This window comes from Allomesorhizobium camelthorni (genome assembly GCF_011045125.1).
GTDB classification, from domain to species: domain Bacteria; phylum Pseudomonadota; class Alphaproteobacteria; order Rhizobiales; family Rhizobiaceae; genus Allomesorhizobium; species Allomesorhizobium camelthorni.
Genome location: NZ_JAAKZF010000293.1, coordinates 1 through 839, shown reverse-complemented (window position 1 = coordinate 839; position 839 = coordinate 1). Strand labels below are relative to the sequence as shown.

Here is an 839-nt window from a genome sequence, read left to right as displayed (position 1 = left end):
TATGAGGCAGCAGACACGACCGTTCGTTGTGGAGGTCAAGCAGAAGCGCGGCGCTCGGAAACCCGCTCATTCGATCTGGGGCGACATAGACCTATCGGCGATTGCAGCCGAAGCAAGGAAAGAAGTGCACCAGTCGCCAGATGGCCAGCTTGTTGACTCTAACGTTACAGTTGTTGATGCTGAAGCTCAGCACAACCCGCGAGCGGAGCAACACATGGCCGGTCCTCAGGAAACTGAATCGACACAGATCACGACAGAAGCGCCTGCCAAACCGGCGACACCTGAGCCAAAGAAGAAGGCCGCGCGATCCAGGAGGGCCAAGGCAGAGGCTACACAACCGGCCGTGAGCAAGCGCTCCAGGCAGTCGCCCAAGGCGGCTGAAGCTCCCGCTCCAGCAACGCGAGCCCCTCGGAAGACCTATTCCGAAAAAGAGCGTGCCCACAAGCTGTCACAGATCGAGAAAACGATCGTCGGCGGTGCTACGATCAAGAACGCGGTAGGTCAGGCCGGAATATCGGAACAGACTTATTATCAGTGGAAAAAGGCGGCAGCACCTGCATCCGAAAGCGACGACCTGAAGGATCTGCTCGCGCTTGAGGAAGAGAACAAGCGCCTCAAGAAGATGCTCGCTGAGCACTTGCGTAAGGAAAACGCCGAACTGAAAAACAAGCTGGGCCTCGCATAGGATTCAGTGCGCACTGCGCTGCTCGATTGCTTCCTTGTTTTCGCTTCGAAACGGCTCGGGTACGAACAGGACCTCGGAAAGCGATCCCGTTTACCATCATCTGCCTGCCCGCCACTATAAGGTGCCAGCGGATCGTCCACCAGTGGCGCTTGCC

Annotated in this window: 1 protein-coding gene; it reads left to right on the top strand. The window is 57.6% G+C overall.

What is annotated here, in order from left to right; all coding sequences use genetic code 11:
* Positions 1–685: transposase (locus G6N73_RS35965; protein ID WP_246252839.1), on the top strand; the 685-nt coding region annotated here is incomplete at its 5' end.
* Between the last annotated feature and the right edge of the window lie 154 nt (positions 686–839).